Origin of the sequence: Marinifaba aquimaris, assembly GCF_013328345.1 — a bacterium.
GTDB lineage: Bacteria > Pseudomonadota > Gammaproteobacteria > Enterobacterales > Alteromonadaceae > Marinifaba > Marinifaba aquimaris.
Genome location: NZ_JABULX010000043.1, coordinates 1 through 24,382 on the forward strand (window position 1 = coordinate 1; position 24,382 = coordinate 24,382).

Genomic DNA, 24,382 nt, shown 5'->3' on the forward strand with positions numbered 1-24,382 from the left:
ATGGTGCCGACTGCCGGAATCGAACTGGCGACCTACTGATTACAAGTCAGTTGCTCTACCAACTGAGCTAAGTCGGCCCTGCAAAAGAGGTGCGCATAATAGTGAATTGATTTGTGGCTTGCAACACCTTTTTTTCGTTTTTTTTAATTTTTTAGCGTTTTTTTAATATATTGATGTTTTTTGATTAAAAGCTAAGCAATATATTGCTTCAAACCCATGAATATCAGTGCTTCTACTTCTTTAAGGTCGATATTTCCGCCTTTAAATTTTTGTTTTAACAAAGGCATATAAGTACCAGAGTCGCCTCCTGTTACTAATATTGATAGCTTTTGACCGTGAAATTCTTCTTCTATTAAGTGAGATATCGCACTGATATGAGCAACCACTAAACCATTTAACACACAAGATTCAGTATTAACGCCAAGTGATAGACTCGGTTCGGTATCGTTAATGAGTTTAATTTTATCTGTGTGAGCAAGTAATGCCCGAGTACTTGTTTTTAAGCCTGGTAAAATCCAACCACCTTTATGCTGGCCATCTCGACTAACAGCATCAATAGTCAAAGCAGTTCCAAAATCAATAACGATTGTAGCTCGACTCGTCAATTTATAGCCCGCCAGCAAAGCTAAATATCTATCTACACCTAGCCTTGTTTCATCCTGGTAGGCAATTTTTACTCCAAACGCAGACTTTTCGGTGTGTACTTGCTGAACTGGTAGATTTATTCCGATGGCTGCCAACTCTGCTTTAATATCAGCAATATTGTCTTTCACTGTCGCACAGATGACATTGCCAATCTGTTTTTTTAACTTTTTAAGTTGTTCAGTGTCGATGAGTGTAATGGCTGACTCGGTATTATATTCAGTGATCGCATATTTAATCCGCGTATTGCCCTGATCAATTAATAATACATATGGCTTATTCACTTTGCTGACCTCTTACCGATATTTCACCTCCAATAAAGGTTTCCAAACCTTGTTCAGTTTGAAGTAACAAAGCACCTTCTTGGTTTATGCCTTTACCAACACCACAAATCGTTTTATTTGGCATCAATAATTGAATAGGCTGGTTATAGAAGCGATCATAGTTTTGCCAAGTTTTTTCCTGCCCAACTAGCCCGTACTTAATAAAATGTTCCAAATCTTTTGCTAAGCGCTCTATTAATGTAATTAACAACTGACTTCTATTAATACTTTTCCCAGAATATTGATACAAGCTGGTCCACGCTTGCTCAATTTGTGCTTTAGCATCTTGATTGTTTGCTGGCATATTTACATTAATACCTATCCCAACAATTACATTGCAGTTGGCATCAAATGCACCTTCCAGTTCTAATAAAATACCAGCTAGCTTTTCGCCATTTAAATAAATATCATTTGGCCACTTTAATTGTGCAGGATAGCCTAATTCATTAAGACTTTTGGCCAAGCTCAAGCCAACGGCAATACTCAACCCTGATAATTGACTGACAGGGATATCTAAACTCAGTCCTAGACTGATCGCTAAATTTTGCGCAAACGATGATACCCAGCTTCGGCCTCTTCTCCCCCTTCCTGCATTTTGCTGCTCAGTTAACACCAAATGCCAATGTGTATTGTCATTATTGTCAGCAAGTAGCTTTTTAGCATCATCATTAGTCGATGCAGTTTGCGTAGTATGAGTAATGTGAAAACGGTTAGATAAAGCAGCAGTGATTTGTTCTACATCATATAAGTCAATCAAAGGTGATAATTGATAACCTTTTCCTTTTACTGAATGTACTTCAATGCCAAGCTCATTCAGCTTAGCTACCCGCTTAGAGACAGCTGCACGAGATACCTTAAGTACACTAGCGAGTTTATCTCCAGAGTGAAAATCGTTACCTGCCAGCAAACTTAACAAAGATAATAAATTGTCATTTAGCTGTGTCTGATTCATTAGGCTAAAACCTCAGATGGTTGAATTTCTCCTCGAGCACTAATAAAGCGCACTTCAGGCACGAGTTTGATTGCAAACTTCTGGTTCACAGTCTCAATAACTTGATTTGCCAAGCTTACCAATTCATCCGCACTACCCTGACCATAATTGACCAATACCAGAGCTTGGTTTTTGTGAACACCCACACCTGCATGCTGATAACCTTTTAAACCTGCTCGGTCAATTAGGTAGCCTGCCGCAACTTTAACCAGCTTCTCATCAATTGGGTAAATTGGCATATCAGGCCAACTTGCTTTTAGCGCTTGGGCGTGAGCTTTATCAATAATAGGGTTTTTAAAAAAACTACCTGCATTACCTAATTGTTTAGGATCAGGTAATTTAGTTTGTCTGATTGAAATGACGTATTGACATATTTGCGCCGAAGTTGGCTTATCGACTTGCACCTTAGCCCAGCTTTCAAGCGGTCCATAAGTTAAACAAGGCTGCCATTTTTTAGGAAAAGAGAGGGTGATGCTTTCAATAACGAAGCGTGTTTTCAACGAAGCTTTAAATACTGAATCGCGATAGCTAAACTGACATTGCTCTTTATCAAGCACAACTCTTTTAGCTTTGGCTAAATCAATACCTGAAACTTGCTGACAAAAATCGGCAAGCTCAACACCATATGCACCAATATTTTGTACAGGCGCAGCACCTACCGTACCTGGAATGAGCGCAAGGTTTTCTAACCCGTAGACACCTAACTTAATCAACTTTAAAACAACCTCATGCCAATTAAGGCCTGCGCCTAAAGTGACGTGGTAATAAGAGTCTGTTTCTTCAATATCAAAGGTTTGATGCTGACAAATCGCAATAGGTACATCAATTTGATCATCGACAAATAAAAGGTTAGAGCCCTCACCGACAGTTAATAACTGGTTGGGTAAATCATGTATTTGAGTATTTTCATTGATGAAATACACTGCCGAGCAGCGAGCATCGAAGCCAAATGTATTGGGTAAAAGGTGTTGGTGCATGCAAGAAATTACCAATTTTAAAGTCTTGCGCATGATAGCTCGGCTTGATGAATAGATACAGTAAACTCTATTGATAACCTTTATCAATCAAGCATAAATGGGGCTTTGATTAATATTGATGTACATCAAGTAGTTTATAAAATCAGCGCTTGGACCGTGAAAAAAATTCGCAATCAGCGCCAAGTCTTATTACAATAACGCGATTAAATTTAATGCAATTAAAAACAAAACGAGTGCATCATGGAAAATATTCTAAGTGCTTTACAAGTAAACGCTATGCTTTTATCACTAGCTTTATTTGTAACTTTTATCGTATTAGGTGTCACTGAGCCATCTAAAGACCGCGAAGTTATTCAACGTTCTCGAATCGAAAACGCCTTCTTTGCCGTTGCCTGTTTTGCAGCTTTCTTAGTTTTCTTACTAGGTTAGTCGCTCAAGTTAAGGTAGCTAATTGAGCTTTTCATTAAGCTACCTTAATTTATCCCCACTATTTGTTGATAAAACAACCAAGCTGTCAATCTGACTTCCTTAATAAACTTCTTTTAGTAAATCAATCACCTAGTTATAAGCTCCCTACTCAATATTAAAGTTAAGTTAAGCTTTTTTAACTACTACTTCGATGTACCCCTTTATAAGCCTAGCTTGAGCGTGGTTATAAATTTACATTTAACTAACATTATCGGACTATTTTTATCAGCTTCCGTCTATTTTTTAGCACGAAATATGCATTTCTGCTCTTGACATTAAAAAAATCTTATTTTGTTTAATAAATGTGCTTTTCAGCTGAGAAAAAAAAACGTACACTAGCCGACCTTTTTTCGGACTGGTGATGTTTTAACCAATTTGAAACAGACTTAAATCGTATGCAAATAGCTGATTACACACTTTCAAGCCCAGTGATATTGGCGCCTATGGCCGGGATCACAGACAGACCATTTAGACAACTTTGTCGTGAAATGGGATGTGGTTTAGCAGTAGGTGAAATGTTGTCATCAAACCCTGATGTTTGGGCAACTGACAAATCGCGTTTGCGTATGGATCACTCAGGTGAATCCGGAATACGTTCCGTTCAGATCGCAGGTTGCGATCCTGAGCTGATGGCACAAGCCGCGCAGTATAATGTCAGCAATGGTGCGCAAATTGTTGATATTAATATGGGTTGTCCAGCTAAAAAAGTGAACAAAAAGTTAGCTGGTTCGGCATTGTTAAAAGACAAAGCCCTAGTCGAACGTATCATTCAAGCTGTAGTCAATGCTGTGGACGTGCCTGTTACGTTAAAAATTCGTACAGGTTGGGATCCAGAAAACAGAAATGGTGTTGAGATTGCGCAAGTTGCTGAGCGCAATCAAATCCAAGCTTTAGCCGTTCACGGCCGTACACGTGCGGACTTATTTAAGGGTGAAGCAGAATACGACACTATTAAAGCGATTAAGCAAGCAGTGAACATTCCTGTAATTGCTAATGGCGACATAACCAGTGCTGAAAAGGCCGTACATGTGTTCAAGTACACAGGTGCAGATGCTGTCATGATAGGTCGAGGCGCACAAGGTAACCCTTGGTTGTTCCGCGATATTAATCAATATCTAGCGACAGGCGAGCATGCTGCAAAACCTGAACTTGATGAGATTCGTCGAGTCATACTGAAACATGTAAGCCAACTACATGAGTTATACGGTGAACAAAAAGGTTATCGTATCGCGCGCAAACATGTCGGTTGGTATATCAAGGAATGCGACTTAGATAGTCAATTCCGAAAAGATTTTAACGCTATTGAGGGTGCCAGCGAGCAACTCGATAGCTTACACCAGTTTTTTGATAACTATTTACCAAGAGAAGAGTAGTACAAATGTTTGAACAAAACACAACTCCTGAATTAGTAACAGGTCCATTATTAAGCTCTGAAACAAATAACAAGCCATTACGCGCTTCTGTTAAGCAAGCTATTAGCAATTACTTATCTCAATTAAATGGACAAGACGTCGAAGAGTTCTACGAATTAGTATTATCAGAAGTAGAAGCTCCGTTACTTGAAGAAGTTATGCAATATACTCGTGGCAACCAAACACGCGCTGCAGTAATGCTAGGTATCAACCGTGGTACGTTACGTAAAAAATTGAAAAAATACGGTATGAACTAAACTAATACTGTAGGCAAAAAGCACCTTTGGGTGCTTTTTTCGTTTTCTAAAGACTTAAATTGAACAATCAAGGTAAAAGACTAATGCAAGAAGCTAGACCTATTCGTCGCGCACTGATCAGCGTTTCAGACAAAACAGGTATTGTTGAATTCGCTCGTGAGTTAGCTAACAATGGTGTAGAGATCTTATCTACAGGTGGTACATTCCGCTTACTAACTGAAAATCAAATCCAAGCTATCGAAGTATCTGATTACACAGGCTTCCCTGAAATGATGGATGGCCGAGTTAAAACATTACACCCAAAAGTACACGGTGGTGTATTAGGTCGTCGCGGTACTGATGATGCGGTAATGGAAGAGCACGGTATCACACCAATCGACATGGTTGTTGTTAACCTATATCCATTCGCAGCGACAGTAGCTAACCCTGATTGTTCTCTTGAAGATGCAATTGAAAACATCGATATCGGTGGCCCAACTATGGTTCGCTCTGCAGCGAAAAACCACAAAGACGTGACAATCGTTGTTAATGCATCAGATTACGATCGCGTTGTTGCAGAGATGAAAGCAGGCGAAGGTTCATTAACTTACCAAACGCGCTTTGATTTAGCGATTGCCGCGTTCGAGCACACAGCACAATACGATGGCATGATCGCTAACTACTTCGGTAAGTTAGTACCCGATCACATCGAAGAAAAAGCTGAAGGTAGCCAGTTCCCACGTACTTTCAACACGCAATTAGTGAAAAAACAAGACTTGCGTTACGGTGAAAATAGCCACCAGTCTGCTGCTTTCTACGTTGAGAACAACTTAACAGAAGCATCTGTTTCAACGGCTAAGCAATTACAAGGTAAAGCCTTATCGTTCAACAACATTGCTGATACTGATGCAGCATTAGAATGTGTTAAGCAATTTGAAGAGCCAGCTTGTGTGATCGTTAAGCATGCTAACCCTTGTGGTGTAGCAGTAGGTGATAACATCTCAGCTGCTTACGAAGGCGCTTACCAAACAGACCCTACATCAGCATTCGGTGGCATCATTGCTTTCAACAAAGAATTAGATGCAGAGACAGCAGAAGCCATTATCTCTCGTCAATTCGTTGAAGTGATTATTGCACCAAGCATCTCAGCAGCGGCCAGTCAAATTGTTGCGGCTAAGCAAAATGTACGTTTATTAGAATGTGGTGAGTTCTCAGCATCAGCTGGTCAGCTTGATTACAAACGTGTAAACGGTGGTTTATTACTTCAAGACAGCGACCAAGGTGCTGTTGCTCTTGAAGATTTAAAAATTGTTTCTAAGAAACAGCCTTCAGAAGAAGAGTTAAAAGACTTATTTTTCTGCTGGAAAGTAGCTAAGTTCGTTAAGTCGAACGCAATTGTTTACGCGAAAGGCGCGCAAACAATTGGTGTAGGTGCAGGTCAAATGAGCCGTGTTTATTCAGCAAAAATTGCTGGTATTAAAGCAGCTGACGAGAACTTAGAAGTTAAAGGTTCTGTCATGGCATCAGATGCATTCTTCCCATTCCGCGATGGTATTGATGCAGCAGCCGAAGCAGGCATCACAGCTGTTATTCAGCCTGGTGGCTCTATGCGTGACGACGAAGTTATCGCTGCAGCAGATGAGCACGGTATGGCGATGGTATTCACTGGAATGCGTCACTTCCGTCACTAAGCCATGACATTTTGTTGTGACAGATAAAGCATAAATTCAAAGAGAAGGCTGTGCCTTCTCTTTTTATTTACTATCTTTGATGGCAGATTAAACCCTTAGTATCGGAATAATCGTATTCTGCAAAGATTTTGTTAAACTCTTCACAACAATTAAAAGGGAAATGGAAATGAAAAAAACAGCCATTGCTTTAGCAACACTTTTAGCGACTTCTGCCCTGTCATTAAACTCTGCTTGGGCGCACACTCATCCAGATCACAACGCTGTGCAAGCAACAGCAACACTTAAAGCTGCGGTAAACTCGCCTTTGAGAAGTGATAAAAACAAAGCACGCGACCAATATCGCAACCCTGAAGAGACACTTGCTTTTTTTGGTATCAAACCAGATATGTCAGTTGTTGAAATTTCTCCAGGTGGCGGTTGGTACACAGAAATTTTAGCGCCTTACCTTAAAGATCAAGGTACTTACTATGCAGCGCATTTCCCTAAGGATGCGAAACACGAGTACTTTGTTAAAAATTTAAAGCGCTTTAAAGATAAGTTAGCGAGTAACCCAGCTTACGCTAATGTTCAGCTTACAGAGTTCGCTGCTACAAAAGATTATGCCGTTGCGCCGGCTGGCACTGCTGATGCAGTTCTTACTTTCCGCAACCTACACAACTGGTACATGTACGACGGTACCGAAGGCATGGCACAAGCATTTAAGACTTTTTATACGGCATTAAAACCCGGTGGTATTTTAGGTGTCGTTGATCACGAATTACCTGAAGATCGCGACCAAGAAAAGTCTAAAAAGTCTGGCTATATCAAAAAGTCATGGGCTATCAAATATGCTGAACAAGCTGGCTTTGAATTAGTCGCCGATAGCGAAATCAATGCCAACCCTAAAGACACGGCTAATCATCCAAAAGGGGTATGGAGCCTACCTCCTTCGCACCGTGACAAAAATCCAGAATTATTAAAAGTTGGTGAGTCAGATCGATTCACACTTAAATTTAAAAAACCGATTAAATAGAGGTTATCAATGAACATACTCGTGATTGGCGGCGGTGGTCGTGAGCACGCATTAGCATGGAAAGCAGCTCAGTCTGCTAAAGTAGAAAAAGTATTTTTAGCTCCTGGTAATGCCGGTACAGAGCTTGAAGCTAAGCTAGAAAACGTTGCGATTGGCGGCGAAGATATTCCAGCATTAATCGCTTTTGCAAAAGAAAACAGCATTGATTTAACAATTGTTGGCCCTGAAGCACCTTTAGTAATTGGTGTTGTTGATGCTTTCCAAAAAGAAGGTTTAAAAATCTTTGGCCCGACAGAAGGCGCAGCACAGTTAGAAGGCTCAAAAGCGTTCACAAAAGACTTCTTAGCACGTAACGATATTCCAACTGGATATTACAAAAACTTCACTGAGATCGAACCTGCTCTTGCATACATTCAAGAGCAAGGTGCACCAATTGTTGTAAAAGCTGATGGCTTAGCAGCAGGTAAAGGTGTAATTGTTGCGATGACAGTTGAAGAAGCAGAAGCTGCAGTTAAAGATATGTTAGCTGGAAATGCTTTTGGTGATGCTGGTCATCGCGTTGTTATCGAAGAATTCTTAGATGGTGAAGAAGCAAGCTTCATCGTAATGGTTGACGGTAAAAACGTATTACCTATGGCGACAAGCCAAGACCACAAGCGCGCTTACAATGGTGACAAAGGTCCAAATACAGGTGGTATGGGTGCATATTCACCAGCGCCAGTTGTTACACCTGAAATTCACGATCGCATCATGAGCGAAGTGATCATGCCAACTGTTGAAGGCATGGCTAAAGAAGGTAACCCATACACTGGTTTCTTGTACGCAGGTCTTATGATCACAGCTGATGGCACACCAAAAGTGATCGAATACAACTGTCGCTTTGGTGATCCTGAAACACAACCTATCATGTTGCGTATGCAATCTGATTTAGTTGAACTTTGTGAAGCAGCTATTGAAGGTAAGCTTGACACAGTAACAGCTGAATTTGATGCACGTGCATCGGTTGGCGTTGTTCTAGCAGCGGGTGGTTACCCAGCTTCTTATCCTAAAGGTGATGTGATTTCTGGTTTACCAACTGAAGACACAGAAGGCGAGAAAGTATTCCACGCTGGAACTAAAATGATCGAAGGCGAAGTAACAACTAACGGTGGTCGCGTACTTTGTGCTACAGCTTTAGGTAATACAGTAACCGAAGCTCAACAACGCGCTTACGAACTTGTTAAGCAAATTAGCTGGAATGGTGTTGAATACCGCACAGATATTGCTTATCGCGCGATTGAGCGAGAGCAAGCTTAATTCAATTTCGTTAAGCAAACGATTTAAAAAAAGGAGAGCAACCGCTCTCCTTTTTTATTTGTTGTGTAATCAAGCTTTCTTCGTTCACAAGTTAACACATTGACTGCAGGTCACTTAAAAAAGCACGCTTTCCCTTTCGTTCTAAACCCACCCTTTTTGCTTTCGCTTATTGATAATCGACGCTGCAGTTACCAAACGTTGTTTAATTAAGGAAAGTTAAAATGAAAATTGTAAAAAGCTTGGCTGTATTATCAATTGCAGCTTTATTCTCTACCCAAGTCAATGCAAAGACACCGCCAGCAGATGAAGAAGTAATTAGCCCAAGCTGGTTTGGCTATAGCTGGAGTTCTTTAGCACCGAGAAACTTAGTAGATAAGGATATGGTTCTCAGTATCCAGTCAGTTGAAAATGACGTTCAGGGCTTGCTACCTACGCAAGGTGTAATTATCCAAACGTATGCCAACCGCAGACATTTTTCAGCGCAAGGTTTAGGCGGTGCAAACCATGTAGATGCAGAAGGTGATTATCGTTTCCGCAAAACAGGTACTGCCAAAGCGGTTGAACATATCAAAGATATAGTGAACGATCGTCAATATGTTACCTACTATCAATTTGAAACAAAGAGCTTCGGTACTTTCACTCGAGAAGATAAAAACAGTGACATTGTGATCAAAGGGCAATTTAGCCTAACTGATGTTTTAACAGATGATGCAAACGCACTGGCAGAATCTGATCACAATGGTTTGACTGTTGCAGTGAATATCACCCAAGCACATAGTGATTTTGTACCCGAAGGTTTTTATCCAGAACGCGCATTAGTGTTACAAAGCTATAGTGAAGACAATACATATTCTGCAATTGGGTTTGGCCCAGCAGCAGTGCCACATTACGGTACTTATAGCTACCAAAGGGTTTCTGCCAATGTTGCCGTTGAGCAGACAGTGCAAGTGACAGATAGCTTCACTTTGCCTTTTATTATGGTGTACTTCTATAACTCACCAACATCTGGGGTTTGGTATCAAGACTTTGGCAATGGTACGATTAAATTCTCAGGTATTTTCAGTACTTACCAAACTCAAACAGCAGAATAATAATAAAGCAGGTAGCGAAAGCTACCTGCACCAAGGATTGATAAAATGAATGATGCAGTAATCGAGATCCTCAAAGCATGGTACCTCTCCACCTTTTCCCTTGCCATTTGGACTTGTATCAACTTAATCGTCAATAAACGTGGCGACAAAGCAATTACCATCACTATTTCATTATTTGTCAGCCTGCTGAGTATTCCTGCACTCAATGGTTACATCTATTTTAGTCAGGGAGACACCCTACCTATTCTTGGTCAACTGAGCCAAAATCTAACCTTGGCTTATGGGCCATTACTATTTTTAGTCAGTCAGTTTTTACTGCTAAAACCCGTAAAACTGACGTCGGCCAGTTTGCACTTTTTGCCTTTTGTTTTACTTAATACAGATAAGGCAATTGGTACAGATTTAATCAATGGTTACTTGCTAGTTGGTTTGATATTTATTCAAACCACAGGCTACCTCATCTACTGCATGCTGGCGTTAAAAAACTATCAGCGCAAAATTGGTCAAATAATCCGACACCATCAAAACTCGACCTATTATTGGCTGTTATTTTTATCCGTAGGCTTGGCAAGTTTGATGTTAGTCGACCTATCTGTATGGACTTATGTCATCACGACAACGAACCCGCCTAACATGTTGGCACTGTCAATTTTTGCTTCTTCAATCAGCTTATTTATTAGCTTGATTGCATTATTTGCGCTATTTCAGCCACGTTTTTTTGATGCCAAGCCAGTTCAATCTAAAGGAGCAAACCAGTCAGAGCCGACAAAACCTTTGCGCAATATTGAGCTTTCGCCTGAAGTGGCAGAGCAATTGGATCAACAACTAACAGCACTAGTAGAAAAAGAAAAACTCTACTTAGATGAATCATTATCACTCGGTAAATTAGCCGCTTTGCTTGGCATAACGCGTAATCAGTTATCTGAATTATTTAATATTCACAAACAAGTTAGCTTTTATCAGTACTTTAATGACTTAAGATTTGAAGAATCGGTTAACTTGCTCAAAGCTAATAATCAACAAATGTCTGTGCTCGATATTGCTTATCGCGCTGGTTTTAATAACAAAAACAGTTTTTACAAAGTATTTAAAGAGAAAGCAGGAATGACGCCTAGCGAGTACCGAAAACAATTATCGGCCTAATCGCTAAAACAAAAAAGGCGATACCCTCTCGAGTATCGCCCAAACTAGAAACTACAACAGTTTCTTACGGTGCGCGTTTACTTTAGTGGTGCAATTAATTGCTCACACTCAGCTTTAGTCACATTTTCACCACAAACAGGAATTTGTTGTTGTGGTTTAACATCTGCATTATCAGTCACTAATGGATTACCTAATACGTGGTTAACCGCATTTAGGTTATAACCATTATCTTGTTCAGCCATCCAGAAGAACACACCCGCTAAGCCATTGTCTTTGGCATATTGAGTTTTCAAGGCAGCTGTTCTTGGCGTTTCTATAGTGATGAAAGAGCCAATACTTTCATTAACTAGGTAATCAGCATTAGCCGCTTTGTCTGTATACAAGCTGTAGCCATTTCTTGGGTAAAGCATGTTATCAATGTAGTTAGCATATAAATCGTAACCTTCGATAACACCGGCTTCCCAACTACCTACCCCAGCAATACCTAAAACAAGGTTGGCACCAGTCCAGTTCATATCACCATAAGTACTTTCCCCTATGATGCCATTGTCATAATGCGTCACATCACCCACGTTCATTGCACGAGAGCGGTGGTAGTTAGCGATACCCACCATTAATTTATTAGCCGGGATCCCCAAGCCTTTTAAATAATTAATAGTGAAATCAACAGATGTGCCCGCTGAAGAACCAACAGCATTTGGGTTTTCATATAATGGCGTGTGATGGCTTAGCTCACGCTCCCACGCACCAGTTAAGTCGTAAGTCATCGCGTATAAGCGGTCCATATAAGGGTGTACAACAGACCAGTCGATTTTTTCTAAACGACCTTGACCAGCAGGGATAGCAGAAGACAAACGGTATTTCTTACCTGTTTTAGCTGATAACCAATCCATACCTGCACGTAAGTCTTGAATTAATTTAGCGTATGTTTCAGCATCATCAGGACGAGCCATACCGGCAACCGCACCATCTGAACCTGGGTATTCCCAATCGATATCTACACCGTCAAAATCGAAACGCTCTAAGAAGTGAACGATTGAATCAACGAACACCTTACGACGAGTATCATCGTGAGCCATCCAAGGGAAGCCCTCAGATAACGTCCAACCACCAACAGATAAGTCTAATTTAAGATCTGGGTTTTGTTCACGTAATTGGTAAAGCACACCAAATACACCGCCCACATCTTTTGGCTCTAATTCGTACATGCTTTCTGTACCAATTACTTTGCCTTTTGGACCACCTGGCAGTGCGCGTAAGAAAGCAGCTTCAAAATCTGCTACCGCCATTGCACCATCTGGTAAGTTTGATTGATTACAAGTACGCATTACAGCGGCAGGCGCTGTTGTTGGGAAACCACCGTCTTGCTCGTTTTTAGCATCTGGGTAACAAATACCCGCAAAACCATAAACGATACGGTCTAAGTTATGTGCAGCTAATTTAGTGAAGTCATATTGACGACCATAAATTGCCCAATCACCAATATAAGTGACCACTTCCGTACCTGAAGTTACATCGTAAACATTGTGCTGGTTTGCTACATCGCCTGGCTTAACTTTTGATACTCGCGCACCATTGTCACCGTCTAAGCCACCGTGATCACCACCGTTGTCAGTAGCAGGGTTGATACCACCAATCTTGCCTGTTTGACTAGAAGGAATATCAGCGATGCGTGCCATATCAATAGCACCCGTTGGATTGACGACGCCTGCATACATATTGCCATCAACAGGCATTGGCATACCGTAATCGATGTTATTTGGAATACCTACAGGACATTCTGCTTCATCTGGATAACCGACAATTTCATACTGCGGTCCATATGTGTCATTGTCTGGAGCGATACCATAGGTCTCTTTAATTGCACGCCATGCAATACCTTTGTATCCAACTATCGCGTCTTCACCATAAATTTTACTGCTTACCCAATCTGGTGCACAGAAAGGCACATCGGGTACATCAACGCCACCGCCAGTGCTAGTACAAGCTTCTAATGTGCTAGCCGACCAAGCCGACTCCCAAGCCCAACCAACACCTGGTTCATAAGCTGAGTTACCCGCTGAACACCAACCCGCTACATCACATTTGAAGTAACCATCTGCATTAGCAACAATGTCACCACTGGCATATGTTGTGTTGTAATCATAGCTAGGACATTCACCCGCAGTGCTTTCGCAGGCATCACCAACACCATTGCTGTCGCTATCGGTTTGATCTGGGTTTGGTGTATTAGGACAATTATCTACACTATCAGCAATGCCATCGCCGTCTGTATCCGTATTATCAACGGTATCACAAACATCACCAATACCGTCACCGTCCATATCTGCTTGGTCTGGGTTTGGTGTATTAGGACAGTTATCAACGTCATCTGCCACGCCATCGCCATCGGTATCGATAATATCAACCGTGTCACATGCATCACCGATACCGTCGCCATCGCTATCCATTTGATCAGGGTTTGGCGTGTTTGGACAATTATCAACAGCATCCTCTATACCATCACCATCCGTATCAATAATATCAACCGTATCACAAGCATCACCAATACCGTCTCCATCTGAATCTGCCTGATCTGGGTTTGGTGTATTCGGGCAATTATCAATTTCATCCGCTACACCATCATTATCCATATCATTGATAACCACATCGGCACATTTACCTAAGTCAGCCCAAGCGTGTTGCCAAGCCCAGCCTGAGCCTGGTGCATAAGGTCCACCTATGCCACACCAACCACCAACTGTACATTGGTATGCGTTATCGTTATTTTTGACCGTATCACCTGTTGCGTAAGCAGCACCATCACTATACATAGCGATATTGCTACAATCAGTCGCGTAGGCAGAAGTTGAGGCTAAGCCCAAAACAGCTGTCGCTAAAATTGTTTTTTTCACAGCAAAGTTCCTTCCAGCAAATACATTGCTCTTGATTTACAAGAACAAGCGCATCGAGTTATTTTGGTGAGAGCAAAGCAGATAGTTTGACTAGAACAAATAGGTGGGAAGCACTTCCTTATCTATCTCTCGTATTATTAATTATTCTTCGCGTCACTTAGCCTACTCAAGAGGTTAAATGACACTGTAGAGTCCACTTCTAGTCGAGATGATTTTTATTTACAAAAAATCAACATTTATAACATTAGCACATCATTAAAATATAACTAAAGAAAAAATGTAGAAATTTTAGACACTAACAAAAAAGCCCTTAGCTCGTCAGCTAAGGGCTTTTTATCACTCAATAAAAACTAGTTTTGTAGCGGCTTTTTGTTTTAGTTATCAGCCGCTAGATAATGTATTTATTTACCAGCAGATGTGAACTCTGGGTATGCTTCCATACCACACTCTGCGATATCAGCACCTTCGTACTCTTCTTCTTCAGAGATACGGATACCTATAGTTTGCTTAAGTGCAAACCAAACAACTAAGCTAGCTGCAAATACCCAACCGAAGATAGTTAATGCACCAATGATTTGGCCAGAGAATGAAGCACCGTCGTTAGTTACAGGTACTAATAATAAACCTAATAAACCAACTACACCGTGAACTGAGATAGCACCTACTGGATCATCAATCTTAAGCTTGTCTAAGCCAACGATTGAGAATACAACTAATGCACCACCGATAGCACCGAATAATGTCGCTTCGAACGCTGTTGGTGTTGAAGGTTCAGCTGTGATTGCAACAAGGCCCGCTAATGCACCGTTTAATGCCATTGTTAAATCTGCTTTTTTGAACATGATACGAGCAACGATTAAGGCAGCAACTACACCACCCGCAGCAGCGGCATTTGTGTTTAAGAACACCATAGCAACAGCGTTAGCGTTAGCGATATCACCTAACTTTAATACAGAACCACCGTTAAAGCCGAACCAACCCATCCATAAGATGAATGTACCTAAAGTGGCTAATGGTAAATTTGCACCAGGAATCGCTTTAACTGAGCCATCTTTACCGTATTTACCTTTACGCGCACCAAGCAATAATACACCTGCTAATGCAGCAGCAGCACCTGCCATGTGAACGATACCAGAACCGGCGAAATCAGAGAAACCTAAGTCACCTAAGTTGTATAAACCGAATACATCAGCACCACCCCAAGTCCAGCTACCTTCCATTGGATAGATGAAAGCTGTCATTACAACTGCGAATGCTAAGAAAGCCCAAAGCTTCATACGCTCAGCAACTGCACCCGATACGATAGACATGGCCGTTGCAACGAATACAACTTGGAAGAAGAAATCAGAGGCACCAGAGTAGATAGCACCGCCAGTGAAGTCATTTTGCTCACTGAAAGACGCTAATGTCGAGTCAACATCAACTACGCCAATGTCTTTTAAGAATAATGTTAAGTCGCCGCCTGCGTTGTACATAATGTCGTAACCGACAACTAAGTACATCATGCAAGAGATTGCAAATAATGCGATGTTTTTAGTTAAAATTTCAGTGGTGTTTTTAGAGCGTACTAAACCCGCTTCTAACATAGCGAAACCAGCCGCCATCCACATAACTAACGCGCCACAAACTAAGAAATAGAAAGTGTCCATGGCATATTGTAAATGAAATATATTTTGTTCCATGATGTTCTCCAACTACAGAATTTCGAATTAAAGTGCGCTTTCGCCAGTTTCACCTGTACGGATACGTACAGTTTGCTCAAGGTCATAAACAAAGATCTTACCGTCACCGATTTTGCCTGTTTGCGCAGCACCTGTGATAGCTTCAATTAAGCGATCCACGTCTTGATCTAAAACCGCGATCTCTAATTTAACTTTTGGTAAAAAATCGACTTGGTATTCAGCACCGCGATAAAGTTCAGTGTGGCCTTTTTGACGACCAAAACCTTTCACTTCAGTTACTGTTAAACCTTCGATACCAATTTCAGAGATAGCTTCTCTGACATCATCCAATTTAAATGGCTTGATGATTGCACTTACTAATTTCATCCTGTCGTCCCCAAGATTATTTTCGATTTGTTGATATCAATTACTTAACAAGTCCTGTACCAAAGTTAAAAAAACAATAAATATCAATAAATTAGAATTTAAACCTTTAACAAAAACCAATTTTGCACATTATTTGTGCACCAGTTTTTTCCATATACAGCACCAACTTGGTGCAAGCAAAGATAGGTATAGTTCAAAAGAAATAAAACGACAAAATTGTGATGCCACAAATCGTTAAATTCATAAAAGAGTAAAGAAAAGGTGTGAAATGAAGTGCCAATAAAAAAGGAGAGCTGAAAGCTCCCCTTTTAAAAATATTTGTATTAGTTACTCAGTATCAAAGTCGACTCTCGTTTTGCGTTTGACTGGTGGTAAATCACCATCCATAACAGGCTTAATCGAACCTGGCTTGCCACTTGGTCGTTTAGTTGTTTTCTTGCGCACAGGGCGGTTGCCTTGCTTATCTTTATTTGCTCTTGGTTTTGACGGCTTATTTGCCTTTTTCGGTTTTAAGCCTTTAAATTTAGCTTCTAGGCCTTCTACTTGATCAAAGCTAATTTGTTGCTGTAAGAAGGCTTCAACTTGCTTAAAACTCACCCAATCTCTCGGTCCAACTAAAGAGATTGCCGTACCCTTGAAGCCCGCGCGACCTGTTCGACCAATTCGGTGAACGTACTCCTCTGCGTGTTTTGGCTGGTCAAAGTTAAATACGTGCGACACATTGCGTAAATCAAGCCCTCGAGAAGCGACATCGGTTGTCACTAATAATTGATACTCTTCTTTGGCAAAGCTTTCCATAATTTGATTTCGCTTAGCTTGCGATAAATCACCAGACAGCGCAACCGCTTTTATACCTTGCTCAATCAACTCATCGGCAATAGTTTGGGTATCGGCACGCGTCGCGGTAAATACAATCACTTGTCTACAAGTTTCAAGCTCAAGCAATTTAGCCAAAATAGCTTTTTTGTGATCAAGATGATCAGCTAGGTAAAAGCGCTGCGTGATATCTTTGTGTTCTTCATTCGCCGCACCTACTGCCACACGCAACGGGTTGTTTAATAACTCTTGGCTTAACATTTTTACTTCTTCACCGTCTAAAGTGGCAGAAAATAAAAGAGTTTGTCGTTTTCTGTGATCAGCGGCTTGATGGATAACGCGAAGCTGTTCGGCAAAACCGAGATCTAACATGCGATCGGCTTCATCAAAAATAAGGACTTCAAGGCCGTTCAAACACAGATGACGCTTGTCTAAGTGATCAGCTAAACGCCCTGCTGTGGCCACAATAATATGGGGGTCTTTTCGAAGCGCCTTTGCCTGATCGTTAAAGTTATCTCCACCTATGAGTTTAGTGGCAGTGAAATTAGTGTTGGCAACTAAGCTTCGCAATTGTGCATAAACTTGGTTGGCTAATTCACGTGTTGGTGCTAAAACCACGGCACGAGGGTCGCGACGACTAAACGACTTAGTTTTTAACAATCGGTGTAACGTAGGCAATAAATATGCAAGTGTTTTACCTGACCCCGTCTTAGAGGAAGCAATTAAATCTCTGCCTGTTAGCGCAACCGGAATCGCTTTTTGCTGAATCTCAGTCGCCTCCTTAAAACCTAGATGGTCTAAAGTTTTATTCAATAAGGTATGTAACGACAATTCAGAAAAAGACAAAGTTAAAGCTCCAATCAATATATAACTTTCTTATTATACTGGTTCACTGTCATTTGTATGTAAAAAAACAGTTCTGAATCATTTTGAAATGTTTGTTAACTTTTACAGTCTTGACTCTTTGTTAGTCAGTTGTTAAAAAAATACATAAGCTACACAACTACAATATTGAATAACAATTATAAATATAACTATTCATTCGTTAACGCTTTGAAATACAACCAATCACATGGATACCAAAATGTTGAACTCTAAATTGCGCTTACACCCTTTAAGCTTTGCAGTATCTCTAGCACTACTACCTGCAAGTTTTCAAACTATGGCTCAAGAAGCTAACGCAAATGCCGACAACGACGAAGTTGAACGCATTGAAGTCGTTGGTTTTCGTAACCAAGTGGCCACAGCCCAAGACATTAAACGTAATGCCAACACAGTAAAGGACGTTATTACGGCAAGTGACATTGGTTCACTACCAGACAAAAGTGTGACGGAAGCCTTACAACGTGTACCAGGTGTTAGTATCGAACGCTTCGATTCATCTGATGATCCAAATCACTTCTCTTCAGAAGGTACAGGTGTAATCGTTCGTGGTCTTAAGCGTGTTCGCTCAGAGATTAACGGTCGTGACTCATTCAGTGCTAGCCCGGATGGCGCTGGCTTGAACTACGCTGATATTCCAGGTGAATTATTAGGTAGTGTCGAAGTCGTTAAAAACACCACAGCTGATTTAATCGCTGGTGGTGTAGCCGGTACAGTTAACCTAGTTACAAGAAAGCCTTTTGATAATGATGGCCAAGTCGTTTTTGCTCAAGTTAAAGGTACTTATGGCGATCACGCCGAAGAATGGACACCAGTATTAAGCGGTCTTTACAGCAATACATGGGATTCAAAAGCCGGTAAATTTGGTTTCTTAGTGAGTGCTTCTAGCTCAAGCTATGAAGACAAAGGCGACGGTGTAGCCGTTGATAACTTCTACGAACGCAGTACAACTGCCAACGAAACAGAATACTTTGGTGATGCAGGTACTGCTATTCCTGGTTTTGAAGACCAAGTACTTTACACACCGGCCTATATGTCTATTCGTTCAGCCGACTCAGAGCGTGACAGAACAGGTTTAGCAACTTCGTTACAATGGCAAAGTGCTGATGAAACGATGCAATTAACATTTGAGTACATTCATTCAAAAGCTGAAAAAATGTGGGAAGAGCGCGTAGTCGACTACGGCGAGCGCGGATATGAAGTTAATCCAAATAACATCCAATACATTTCGGGTGATTTCGATGGCGAAGGCTTCATGCATAGAGGTGAATTAGCGCCAAACTTCTTCAGTGCTGCAACACGTATCAATGATGTTGAAACTGATATTGATGACATCAGCATCCATTTCACTTATCAACCTAACGATAATTTAAAGCTCGACTTCGACCTTCAACACATTGAATCGACAAACCAAATACGCGATTACACTATGACAACGCGTATGGAAAACACACAACCATCATGGTTCCCTGACGGCGTTATACGCCCAGATACTCCGGTAATCTACACGGGTGCTCAATTTGATCTCAACGGTTCACATCCACGCAACGTAAACTTCACAGGTGATATGGATAACATCCTATACCCAGAACAAGCTTACTTAAAATCAAAAATGGACCATGAGGAAGATAATGATGCAGAATCAGATAGCTTTGCATTTGATTTAACGTATACCTTTGATTCAGGTTGGATGCATTCATTCAAGACGGGTCTATATGCATCGAGCAAAGATATTACGGCAAAAGATTCAATCTGGAACTGGCAAGAATACACTGCTGGTTGGGTTGTATGGGGTGGTGACGTCCCATTCTCGACAAGCGTAGCGGAACATCCTGAGTTCTTTGAACAATACACGTTCAACCAAGGTGATTTCTTTGGCGGTGGTGTATTAAATGGCGATCAAACGTTCTACTTCCCTCGTTTAGACGGCGTTCGTAACTTTGATGCTTTTGGTGATTCAATTAACGCCATTGATGAGCTGACTTTCCCTGCACCTGACTTGGGCGAGCGTGACAACACAACGGGTTCATACCTTGGTTCTGAAATTTCAGATACCACAGAAGATCGCGTTGAATTATATGCACAGTTAAACTTCGAATTTACAGATTTGGCTTTACCAATTACAGGTAACGTTGGTCTTCGTTATATCAGCTGGGAAGTAGAATCGACAGGTGGTGCCACTTTCCCAACGGTACCTTGGTACATCCCACAAGAAGTTCGTGACGAATATCCAGATGAAACAGCATTCTCTAATGGTGCAGAAGGTGCAACGACAACATTAAAGGGTGACGAATACACTAAAGTCTTACCAAGCTTAAACTTAAGCATGGAAGTGGCAGATGACCAAATTGTTCGTTTTGCTATCTCTGAAAACGTCTATTTCCCGACGTTTAAAAACTTCAGAAACTACCAAAATATGTATACCAACCAAATTGAAGGCCAAAACCCAATTCCAGGGCAACCTAACATTGTAGGTATGGCTATCGGTGGTGATACTGGTAACCCAATGATTGAACCTGAAGAAGCGTTCAACTTAGATTTAACATACGAATGGTACTTCGCAGATGCGGGTTCACTAACAACGAGCTTCTTCTACAAAGAAATTGATAATATCATCCGCGAACGTTTATTCACGGTTGATGTAGAAAACCCATCTGTTGGTGTAACTGTGCCTGTTGACTTCCAAATGTTTGACAATGATGGCTCAGGTGACATCCAAGGTATTGAGTTTGCTTATACTCAGTTCTACGACTTCTTACCGGGTTTCTGGGGTGGCTTTGGTATCTCTGCTAACTGGACACACTTAGACCAATCAAGCTTAGAAGATGATTCAGGTTTCGGTAATGGTGTACCAGGTGAAGGTAACCGTAATAACTTCCGTGCCTTTACTAACCTTGACTTACCAGGTTACTCAGATGACACATTCAACTTCACATTAATGTATGAGAAATACGATGTATCTGCTCGCTTAGCTTATAACTGGCGTTCTGAGTACTTACTAACACGTCGTGATGCCAACTTATTCGCGCCAGTTGAAGCGCAAGAAACAGGTTTACTTGATGCATCAATTGCTTATCGCATCAATGACAACTTTACTGTTGGCTTTGAAGCGTCAAACTTAACAGATGAAATCATTGAAACAGAAATGATTTACAACCAAGAAGGTAAGCAAACACCAAGAGCGTTCAACAAAACAGACCGTCGTTACGGCTTATTTGTAAAAGCAGCATTCTAAACTAAGACTCAGCTCCGAAAAAAAGCGCGACTATGTCGCGCTTTTTTATTGCCTAAATATTGAGGTTTTAGGAATAAAAATGCACCAAAATAAAGATATTCCCCATTTTAGTGAATAATTTGCTAACATTTGTATCAGCTTTGTTACTACTACCGATAATAAATCAGCCAATAAAGTAGTAATCGAAAGCATTCCTTTCTAACCAATCACAACTTAGGAACATAGGATGAAATTAGTCACTGCTATTATCAAACCGCATAAGTTAGATGATGTTCGAGAAGCCCTAGCTGACCGTGATATCAAAGGTATGACTGTCACTGAAGTTAAAGGATTTGGTCGTCAACGAGGACACGTTGAGCTTTATCGCGGAGCCGAATATACAATCGACTTTGTACCCAAAACAAAATTAGAGATCGCTATTAATGATGACAGATTAGATGAAGTCATCGAGTTAATCACAGAGACTGCGGGCAGTGGCTCTATCGGCGATGGCAAAATTTTTGTTACCTCACTAGAGCAAGTATTCAGAATTCGTACCGGTGAATCGGGCGACGTTGCTTTATAAAAATAATTAAAAGAGAGAAGAAGTACATGAAATATATATTAGCCCTGTGTGCGCTTGCCTTTTCTGGCTTTGCTAGTGCAGATTCACTAGATACAGGTGACACAGCCTGGATTTTAACTTCAACCGCTTTAGTCTTATTTATGACTTTACCTGGCTTAGCTTTATTTTATGGCGGCCTAGTTCGTAGCAAAAACGTCTTGTCCGTTTTAATGCAGTGTTTTGCCATTGCCTGTATGACTTCACTTATTTGGTTAGCAGTTGGATACAGCCTGGCATTTGGCGAAGGTAATGCATTTATTGGCGATTTATCAAAAGCCTTTTTAAATGGTGTTTCTAAAGATACTTTAGCTGGCACAATTCCTGAGCCATTATTCTTCATGTTCCAAATGACATTCGCCATCATCACACCGGCACTTATCGTTGGTGGTTTTGCAGAACGAATGAAGTTCTCATCTGTGATGTTTTTCAGTGCTGCTTGGGTACTACTTGTTTACGTTCCAGTTTGTCACTGGGTATGGGGCGGTGGCTGGTTGGGCGCTATGGGCCTACTTGATTTTGCCGGCGGTACAGTTGTACACGTAACGTGTGGTGTTGCAGCATTAGTAGCAGCATTAACAATTAAGAACCGTCACGGCTATCCCAATTCATCTATGATGCCACATAACCTTACCATGACAGTAACAGGCGCGGGGATGTTATGGGTTGGCTGGTTTGGCTTTAACGCTGGTTCTGCCGTTGCCGCTAACGGCGATGCGGCTATGGCAATGACAGTTACACACATTTCAGCAGCAGCTGGCTCATTGGCTTGGATGACAATGGAATGGGTTAAGCACGGTAAACCATCTGTACTAGGTATCGTCACAGGTATGGTTGCAGGTTTAGGTACAATTACTCCTGCTTCAGGTTTTGTTGGCCCTGCAGGTGCTTTAGTTATCGGTTTATCAGCTGGTGTGGTTTGTTTCTATGCAACTATGGCTATTAAACAAAAATGGAAAATTGATGACTCACTTGATGTATTCCCAGTACACGGCGTAGGCGGTATTTTAGGTACTTTATTTGCGGGTATCTTTGCTTCAACTGAATTAGGCGTATTTAGTGGACACGGCTTCGCTGACGGCATTACGTCAATTGGCGAGCAATTATCAGTTCAAGCAATTGGTGTTGTTTCTGTTGGTATTTACACAGCAATCATCACCTTTGTATTACTTAAGTTAGTCGGCTTGTTAACAAACGGTATTCGTGTTGAGAAAGAAGACGAAATCAAAGGCTTAGACTTAGTTAGCCACGATGAGCGTGGTTACAACCTTTAAAAAATAACCAGAGGGGCTTAATTCTTAATTAAGCCCCTCTTCGCTTTCCTCACTGTCTACTTTTTTTACAATCCTTCATTACAGCCTAATTAAAAACTTTATAACTCATTAAAAACTATCAATTTTTAATTTATGGCACTCAATTTGGATGCGCTTCAATATACTCAATTTTATTGTTGTACAAAAATAAGGAAGATTGGGTGCTTAAGCTTAATATCGCAAGGAGATGCTAAAACGCTTTTAAAATTGGGCTAAACATACACGTAGTTCTTTGAATTTAAGGAGAGTTTTGTAATGTTACCCAAATTAGTTACAACGTTAGCCATCTGCAGCTTATCCTCACTCACACATGCAAGCATCATATACACTGATGCTTTAGTCACGTTTGGTGGTGTTACACCAAATTATGATAGCTCAACACTCACCAGTTCATTATTGACAGGAGTCAATAGTACGCAGCTTGCGAATACAGGACTCGGAGGAATCAATAACTCAGGGGTCTTTGTAGAAACATTTGATGTGGCCACCCAACTTGGTACTGCGTTGGCTGCAAGTCCTTTTGGACCAGGTACACAAGCTTTTAATTCCAGCATAGGGGACAACTCGGGCTGTGCTGTAAATGGCACGGGTAGCGGTATTACAACATCAGGTAGTTTTAGTGTAAGGGAAGATGATGCTCCAGGTCTAGCTTTAATTGGTTATGACGATAACTGCTTTGGTTATACCCCGGAAGATGGCAGTTCGTCAGGGACAGTTAATATCGACTTTAATCCTATTCTTGTGCAGGCTGGTGCACTGACCGGTACTGAAGTTGCTATGGACTATATTGGCTTTTATTGGGCGACTATAGATACCTATAACACTTTTACTTTTAGAAATAACGGAATCGATGTATTGGAGATCACTGGTGGGGATCTAAGTAATGCGATAACAAATTTACAATTAGGAAGCACTAGCCAATATGTAAATGTTTTTTTTAATCAAGGTATATTTTTCGATGAACTAGAAGTAGTGTCTACTAGAAGAGCTGCTGAGTTTGATAATATTGTTAATAGAATAGTGCCTGTTCCAGAGCCTACTTCGATAGGGCTAATAGGTATAGTTCTAATATCATTGTTGAGAATCAGAAAGTAAGAGTTGATCTAAAAGGAATGGTGCCCGGGGACGGACTTGAACCGTCACGCTGTTACCAGCGAGGGATTTTAAATCCCTTGTGTCTACCAATTCCACCACCCGGGCGAATACAGATTGTGTTCTACATTTTGTAGTAGAGAATGGTGCCGACTGCCGGAATCGAACTGGCGACCTACTGATTACAAGTCAGTTGCTCTACCAACTGAGCTAAGTCGG

Annotated in this window: 19 protein-coding genes and 2 tRNA genes; 12 read left to right on the forward strand and 9 right to left on the reverse strand. The window is 41.0% G+C overall.

Features of this window, described 5'->3' with window-relative positions:
- Window position 1: 1 nt before the first annotated feature.
- From HR060_RS17970 to murB, 4 genes are all read right to left on the reverse strand, one after another.
- Window positions 2-77: transfer RNA gene (locus HR060_RS17970), tRNA-Thr, on the reverse strand.
- A 114-nt stretch (window positions 78-191) separates the two neighbouring features.
- Window positions 192-926, reverse strand: a complete 735-nt coding sequence (locus HR060_RS17975) for a type III pantothenate kinase (RefSeq protein WP_174201667.1) — start codon at window positions 924-926, stop codon at window positions 192-194.
- Entirely contained in the window at window positions 919-1,917 is a 999-nt protein-coding gene (birA, locus tag HR060_RS17980; protein ID WP_174201668.1) for a bifunctional biotin--[acetyl-CoA-carboxylase] ligase/biotin operon repressor BirA, read from the reverse strand. The genes HR060_RS17975 and birA overlap by 8 nt, the downstream gene beginning before the upstream one ends.
- Complete coding sequence (murB, locus tag HR060_RS17985; RefSeq protein WP_174201669.1) at window positions 1,917-2,933, reverse strand: UDP-N-acetylmuramate dehydrogenase; 1,017 nt, start codon at window positions 2,931-2,933, stop codon at window positions 1,917-1,919. The genes birA and murB overlap by 1 nt, the downstream gene beginning before the upstream one ends.
- A 240-nt stretch (window positions 2,934-3,173) precedes the next feature.
- Between murB and HR060_RS17990 the strand changes: the two genes are divergently transcribed.
- The 8 genes from HR060_RS17990 to HR060_RS18025 all read left to right on the forward strand — a co-directional run bounded on the left by HR060_RS17990 (window position 3,174) and on the right by HR060_RS18025 (window position 11,282).
- Complete coding sequence (locus HR060_RS17990) at window positions 3,174-3,362, forward strand: hypothetical protein (protein WP_174201670.1); 189 nt, start codon at window positions 3,174-3,176, stop codon at window positions 3,360-3,362.
- A gap of 434 nt (window positions 3,363-3,796) precedes the next feature.
- Window positions 3,797-4,774, forward strand: coding sequence for a tRNA dihydrouridine synthase DusB (gene dusB / locus HR060_RS17995; RefSeq protein ID WP_174201671.1), 978 nt, complete (start codon window positions 3,797-3,799; stop codon window positions 4,772-4,774).
- A 5-nt stretch (window positions 4,775-4,779) separates the two neighbouring features.
- Window positions 4,780-5,070: a DNA-binding transcriptional regulator Fis gene (fis, locus tag HR060_RS18000; protein WP_174201672.1), complete on the forward strand. Its 291-nt coding sequence runs from the start codon at window positions 4,780-4,782 to the stop codon at window positions 5,068-5,070.
- 83 nt (window positions 5,071-5,153) lie between these two features.
- Window positions 5,154-6,740 carry a bifunctional phosphoribosylaminoimidazolecarboxamide formyltransferase/IMP cyclohydrolase gene (gene purH, locus HR060_RS18005; RefSeq protein ID WP_174201673.1) on the forward strand — a complete coding sequence of 529 codons (1,587 nt, stop codon included), beginning with the start codon at window positions 5,154-5,156 and terminating at the stop codon, window positions 6,738-6,740.
- Window positions 6,741-6,900: 160 nt separating this feature from the next.
- A complete protein-coding gene (locus HR060_RS18010) occupies window positions 6,901-7,752 on the forward strand; it encodes a class I SAM-dependent methyltransferase (RefSeq protein WP_174201674.1) in 852 nt (283 codons plus the stop codon).
- Between the two features lie 9 nt (window positions 7,753-7,761).
- A complete protein-coding gene (purD, locus tag HR060_RS18015) occupies window positions 7,762-9,048 on the forward strand; it encodes a phosphoribosylamine--glycine ligase (protein ID WP_174201675.1) in 1,287 nt (428 codons plus the stop codon).
- Window positions 9,049-9,269: 221 nt separating this feature from the next.
- Window positions 9,270-10,139 (forward strand): hypothetical protein, encoded by an 870-nt coding sequence (locus HR060_RS18020; RefSeq protein WP_174201676.1) that lies wholly within the window; start codon window positions 9,270-9,272, stop codon window positions 10,137-10,139.
- Between the two features lie 45 nt (window positions 10,140-10,184).
- Window positions 10,185-11,282, forward strand: coding sequence for a helix-turn-helix domain-containing protein (locus HR060_RS18025; RefSeq protein WP_174201677.1), 1,098 nt, complete (start codon window positions 10,185-10,187; stop codon window positions 11,280-11,282).
- A gap of 77 nt (window positions 11,283-11,359) precedes the next feature.
- On the opposite strand, the gene HR060_RS18030 is transcribed toward HR060_RS18025, so the two are convergent.
- The 4 genes from HR060_RS18030 to HR060_RS18050 form a co-directional block, all read right to left on the reverse strand.
- Window positions 11,360-14,176: a glycosyl hydrolase family 18 protein gene (locus HR060_RS18030; RefSeq protein WP_217434975.1), complete on the reverse strand. Its 2,817-nt coding sequence runs from the start codon at window positions 14,174-14,176 to the stop codon at window positions 11,360-11,362.
- Between the two features lie 401 nt (window positions 14,177-14,577).
- Window positions 14,578-15,858, reverse strand: a complete 1,281-nt coding sequence (locus tag HR060_RS18040; RefSeq protein WP_174201678.1) for an ammonium transporter — start codon at window positions 15,856-15,858, stop codon at window positions 14,578-14,580.
- A gap of 27 nt (window positions 15,859-15,885) precedes the next feature.
- Window positions 15,886-16,224, reverse strand: a complete 339-nt coding sequence (gene glnK / locus HR060_RS18045; protein ID WP_174201679.1) for a P-II family nitrogen regulator — start codon at window positions 16,222-16,224, stop codon at window positions 15,886-15,888.
- 327 nt (window positions 16,225-16,551) lie between these two features.
- Window positions 16,552-17,886 (reverse strand): DEAD/DEAH box helicase, encoded by a 1,335-nt coding sequence (locus HR060_RS18050; protein WP_174201680.1) that lies wholly within the window; start codon window positions 17,884-17,886, stop codon window positions 16,552-16,554.
- A gap of 238 nt (window positions 17,887-18,124) precedes the next feature.
- Between HR060_RS18050 and HR060_RS18055 the strand changes: the two genes are divergently transcribed.
- The 4 genes from HR060_RS18055 to HR060_RS18070 all read left to right on the forward strand — a co-directional run bounded on the left by HR060_RS18055 (window position 18,125) and on the right by HR060_RS18070 (window position 24,166).
- Window positions 18,125-21,157 carry a TonB-dependent receptor gene (locus HR060_RS18055; protein WP_174201681.1) on the forward strand — a complete coding sequence of 1,011 codons (3,033 nt, stop codon included), beginning with the start codon at window positions 18,125-18,127 and terminating at the stop codon, window positions 21,155-21,157.
- Window positions 21,158-21,383: 226 nt separating this feature from the next.
- Window positions 21,384-21,722, forward strand: coding sequence for a P-II family nitrogen regulator (locus tag HR060_RS18060; protein ID WP_174201682.1), 339 nt, complete (start codon window positions 21,384-21,386; stop codon window positions 21,720-21,722).
- Between the two features lie 26 nt (window positions 21,723-21,748).
- On the forward strand, window positions 21,749-23,032 hold the full coding sequence (locus HR060_RS18065) for an ammonium transporter (protein ID WP_174201683.1): 1,284 nt from the start codon (window positions 21,749-21,751) through the stop codon (window positions 23,030-23,032).
- A gap of 294 nt (window positions 23,033-23,326) precedes the next feature.
- A complete protein-coding gene (locus HR060_RS18070) occupies window positions 23,327-24,166 on the forward strand; it encodes a PEP-CTERM sorting domain-containing protein (RefSeq protein ID WP_174201684.1) in 840 nt (279 codons plus the stop codon).
- Between the two features lie 18 nt (window positions 24,167-24,184).
- Here the strand turns inward: HR060_RS18070 and HR060_RS18075 are convergent.
- Window positions 24,185-24,271 (reverse strand) — tRNA-Leu (locus HR060_RS18075).
- Window positions 24,272-24,382 lie beyond the last annotated feature (111 nt).

Coding starts and splice junctions, on each gene's coding strand:
- HR060_RS18070 (WP_174201684.1), top strand. CDS start 23,327: ATGTTACCCAAATTAGTTACAACGTTAGCCATCTGCAGCTTATCCTCA.
- HR060_RS18020 (WP_174201676.1), top strand. CDS start 9,270: ATGAAAATTGTAAAAAGCTTGGCTGTATTATCAATTGCAGCTTTATTC.
- HR060_RS18025 (WP_174201677.1), top strand. CDS start 10,185: ATGAATGATGCAGTAATCGAGATCCTCAAAGCATGGTACCTCTCCACC.
- HR060_RS18065 (WP_174201683.1), top strand. CDS start 21,749: ATGAAATATATATTAGCCCTGTGTGCGCTTGCCTTTTCTGGCTTTGCT.
- fis (WP_174201672.1), top strand. CDS start 4,780: ATGTTTGAACAAAACACAACTCCTGAATTAGTAACAGGTCCATTATTA.
- HR060_RS18010 (WP_174201674.1), top strand. CDS start 6,901: ATGGAAATGAAAAAAACAGCCATTGCTTTAGCAACACTTTTAGCGACT.
- HR060_RS18040 (WP_174201678.1), bottom strand. CDS start 15,858: ATGGAACAAAATATATTTCATTTACAATATGCCATGGACACTTTCTAT.
- HR060_RS18060 (WP_174201682.1), top strand. CDS start 21,384: ATGAAATTAGTCACTGCTATTATCAAACCGCATAAGTTAGATGATGTT.
- HR060_RS18055 (WP_174201681.1), top strand. CDS start 18,125: ATGTTGAACTCTAAATTGCGCTTACACCCTTTAAGCTTTGCAGTATCT.
- murB (WP_174201669.1), bottom strand. CDS start 2,933: ATGCACCAACACCTTTTACCCAATACATTTGGCTTCGATGCTCGCTGC.
- birA (WP_174201668.1), bottom strand. CDS start 1,917: ATGAATCAGACACAGCTAAATGACAATTTATTATCTTTGTTAAGTTTG.
- dusB (WP_174201671.1), top strand. CDS start 3,797: ATGCAAATAGCTGATTACACACTTTCAAGCCCAGTGATATTGGCGCCT.
- purD (WP_174201675.1), top strand. CDS start 7,762: ATGAACATACTCGTGATTGGCGGCGGTGGTCGTGAGCACGCATTAGCA.
- purH (WP_174201673.1), top strand. CDS start 5,154: ATGCAAGAAGCTAGACCTATTCGTCGCGCACTGATCAGCGTTTCAGAC.
- glnK (WP_174201679.1), bottom strand. CDS start 16,224: ATGAAATTAGTAAGTGCAATCATCAAGCCATTTAAATTGGATGATGTC.
- HR060_RS17990 (WP_174201670.1), top strand. CDS start 3,174: ATGGAAAATATTCTAAGTGCTTTACAAGTAAACGCTATGCTTTTATCA.